The following is a 3,382-nucleotide window of genomic DNA, read 5'->3' as shown; positions in this document are numbered from 1 at the left end:
CCCCTATGGAAGTGATCGTACTGGCCGCCGGCCAAGGTAAGCGTATGCGCTCGGTGTTGCCCAAGGTCTTGCAGCCGCTGGCGGCCAAGCCGATGCTGGCACACGTTCTGGATACCGCCCGCATTCTCGAAGCACGCCGCATCGTGGTGGTGTACGGCCACGGTGGAGAGGTGGTGCGTGAAGCCCTCGACGCCCCCGACCTGGCCTGGGCGCGCCAGGACCCGCCCCAGGGCACCGGTCATGCAGTGCAGCAAGCCATGCCCCTGGTGGACGATGGCGACATCGCCCTGATCCTCTACGGTGACGTGCCCCTGATCGGTGTGCCCACCCTGCAGCGCCTCATGGCCGCTGCCAGCGACACCGCCCTGGCGCTCCTCACCGTGTCCATGGACGACCCCACCGGCTACGGCCGCATCCTGCGCGACGCTGCCGGCAAGGTCACCCGCATCGTCGAAGAGAAGGACGCCACCGTTGATGAGCGACGCGTCCAGGAAGTGAACACCGGCATCCTCGCCGCCCCGGTGGCCCGCCTGCGCCAGTGGCTGGGTAACCTCAAGAACGACAACGCCCAGGGCGAGTACTACCTCACCGACATCATCGCCATGGCGGTGGCCGATGGCCTGGACGTCGTCACCACCCAGCCCGACGCCTTCGAGGAAACCCTGGGCGTCAACAACAAGACCCAGCTCGCCGAACTCGAGCGCATCCACCAGCGCAACATCGCCCGCCGCCTTACCGACGCCGGCGTCACCGTCATCGACCCGGCCCGCCTCGACGTGCGCGGCACCCTCGAATGCGGCCGCGACGTGGAGATCGACATCAACTGCATCTTTGAAGGCACCGTGGTGCTGGGCGACGGCGTGCGTATTGGCGCCAACTGCATCGTGCGCAACGCCACCCTCGGCGCCGGCACCCGGGTCGCCGCCTTCTCCCAGATCGAAGACACCACCATGGGCGAAGCCTGCGTCATCGGCCCCTACGCCCGTACCCGCCCCGGCACCGTGCTCGGCAACGACGTGCACCTGGGCAACTTCGTCGAAGTGAAGAACAGCGTCATCGCCGACCACTCCAAGGCCAACCACCTGGCCTACGTGGGCGACGCCGACATCGGCCAGCGCGTCAATGTGGGCGCCGGCACCATCACCTGCAACTACGACGGCGCCAACAAGTTCCGCACCATCATCGAAGACGACGTCTTCATCGGCTCCGACACCCAGCTCGTCGCCCCCGTGCGCGTCGGCAAGGGCGCCACCCTGGGCGCCGGCACCACCCTCACCAAGGACGCCCCCGCCGACCAGCTCACCGTGTCCCGCGCCCGGCAGATGTCCCTGGCCGGCTGGCAGCGCCCGGTGAAGGTCAAGAAGTGAAGATTTCCGTCGGGGGCACCTGCAGGGGCGACGCTGTAGGGGCGACTTCAGTCGCCCACCGCACGCCCATGACAGGCATGCCGCTGATCGAAGTCCGCGGGCGACTGAAGTCGCCCCTACGCGAGGTCGACGGCGCCCCCCGCGTCTCGCCCTGACAACACCCAACATCTGAAAGGCCCCCCACCATGTGTGGCATCGTTACCGCCATTGCCCGTCGCAACATCGTCCCCGTGCTGCTCGAAGGCCTGCGCAAGCTGGAATACCGGGGCTACGACTCCGCCGGGCTGGCCGTGCTCAAGGAGGGCCAGCTCCAGCGCCTGCGTGCCGTCGGCCGTGTTGCCGAACTCACCGCCCAGGCCGACGCCACCCAGCTGAGCGCCGAGATCGGCATCGCCCACACCCGCTGGGCCACCCACGGCGTGCCCTGCGAGCGCAACGCCCACCCCCACATCTCCGACGGTCTCGCCGTGGTGCACAACGGCATCATCGAAAACTTCGAAGCCCTGCGCAGCGCCCTGCAGGCCAAGGGTTACGCGTTCACCTCCGACACCGACACCGAGGCCATCGCCCACCTGCTCCACGACACCCTCAAGACCACGCCCGATCTCTTCGAGGCCGTGCGTGTCACCATCGGCCAGCTGATCGGCGCCTACGCCATCGGCGTGGTGAGCGAAGCCGAGCCCAACCGCGCCATCGTCGCCCGCAAGGGCTCGCCCCTGCTGCTGGGCATCGGTGAAGATGGCCACTACGCCGCCTCCGACACCGCCGCCCTGCTGCAGGTCACCCGCAAGGTGGTCTACCTGGAAGACGGCGACGTGGCCGAGCTGACCCTCGAAGGCTTCCGCGTCACCCTCTCCGACGGCACCCCCGTCGAGCGCCCGGTCAACATCTCCAGCCTGTCGGCCGACGCCGTCGAGCTGGGCAAGTACCGCCACTACATGCAGAAGGAGATCTTCGAGCAGCCCCAGGCCCTGGGCAACACCCTCGAAATGATCGCCGGCGGCGGCGGCATCTCCCCGCAGCTCTTCGGCACCGACGCCGTGGGCATCTTCGGCGCCACCCGCCGCGTCCTCATCCTCGCCTGCGGCACCAGCTACCACGCCGGCCTCGTCGCCCGCTACTGGATCGAATCCGTCGCCAAGCTGCAGTGCACCGTCGAGATCGCCAGCGAATACCGCTACCGCGAATCCGTGCCCGACCCCGAAACCCTGGTCGTCGTCATCTCCCAGTCCGGTGAAACCGCCGACACCCTGGCCGCCCTCAAGTTTGCCAAGGGCCTGGGCATGACCAAGACCCTGGCCATCTGCAACGTGCCCGAGTCCGCCATCGTCCGCGAAACCGCCCTGCGCTTCGTCACCCGCGCCGGCCCCGAGATCGGCGTCGCCTCCACCAAGGCCTTCACCACCCAGCTGGCCGCCCTGGCGCTCCTCACCCTGGCCCTGGCCAAGGTCAACGGCCGCCTCAGCGAACAGGCCGAAACCGAGCACCTCACCCAGCTGCGCCACCTGCCCGTGGCTGTCGCCAAGGTCGTCGAGCTCGAACCCGAGATCGAACGCTGGGCCCAGCGCTTCGCCGACAAGCAGCACGCCCTCTTCCTGGGCCGCGGCGAGCACTACCCCATCGCCCTCGAAGGTGCCCTCAAGCTCAAGGAAATCTCCTACATCCACGCCGAAGCCTACCCCGCGGGCGAGCTCAAGCACGGCCCCCTGGCCCTGGTGGACAAGGACATGCCCGTCATCTCCGTGGCCCCCAACGACAGCCTGCTCGAAAAGCTCAAGAGCAATCTGCAGGAAGTGAAGGCCCGCGGCGGCGAGCTCTACGTGTTTGCCGACGCCGGCAGCGAGATCCCCGAAAGCGAAGGCGTGCACATCCTGCACCTGCCCGAGCACTACGGCATGCTCTCCCCCATCCTCCATGTCATCCCCCTGCAACTGCTCAGCTACCACGCTGCGCTGGTGAAGGGCACCGATGTGGACAAGCCGCGGAATCTGGCCAAGAGCGTGACGGTGGAGTGA

2 protein-coding genes are annotated in these 3,382 nt (G+C 67.9%); both read left to right on the top strand.

Going from position 1 to position 3,382, the window contains the following annotated elements; genetic code table 11:
• Window positions 1-5 precede the first annotated feature (5 nt).
• The gene (gene glmU / locus L6Q67_RS23155) at window positions 6-1,367 is read left to right on the top strand and encodes a bifunctional UDP-N-acetylglucosamine diphosphorylase/glucosamine-1-phosphate N-acetyltransferase GlmU (protein ID WP_296575748.1); all 1,362 of its coding nucleotides are present in this window, start codon (window positions 6-8) and stop codon (window positions 1,365-1,367) included.
• A 185-nt stretch (window positions 1,368-1,552) separates the two neighbouring features.
• A complete protein-coding gene (glmS, locus tag L6Q67_RS23150) occupies window positions 1,553-3,382 on the top strand; it encodes a glutamine--fructose-6-phosphate transaminase (isomerizing) (RefSeq protein WP_296575745.1) in 1,830 nt (609 codons plus the stop codon).

This window comes from Zoogloea sp. (assembly GCF_023150065.1).
GTDB lineage: Bacteria > Pseudomonadota > Gammaproteobacteria > Burkholderiales > Rhodocyclaceae > Zoogloea.
The sequence above is the reverse complement of the archived record's forward strand: the minus strand, read 5'-3'. Positions and strand labels throughout refer to the sequence as shown.

Bases quoted from the DNA above. Each gene is read 5' to 3' on its own strand.
- glmS (WP_296575745.1), top strand. From the start codon at position 1,553: ATGTGTGGCATCGTTACCGCCATTGCCCGTCGCAACATCGTCCCCGTG.
- glmU (WP_296575748.1), top strand. From the start codon at position 6: ATGGAAGTGATCGTACTGGCCGCCGGCCAAGGTAAGCGTATGCGCTCG.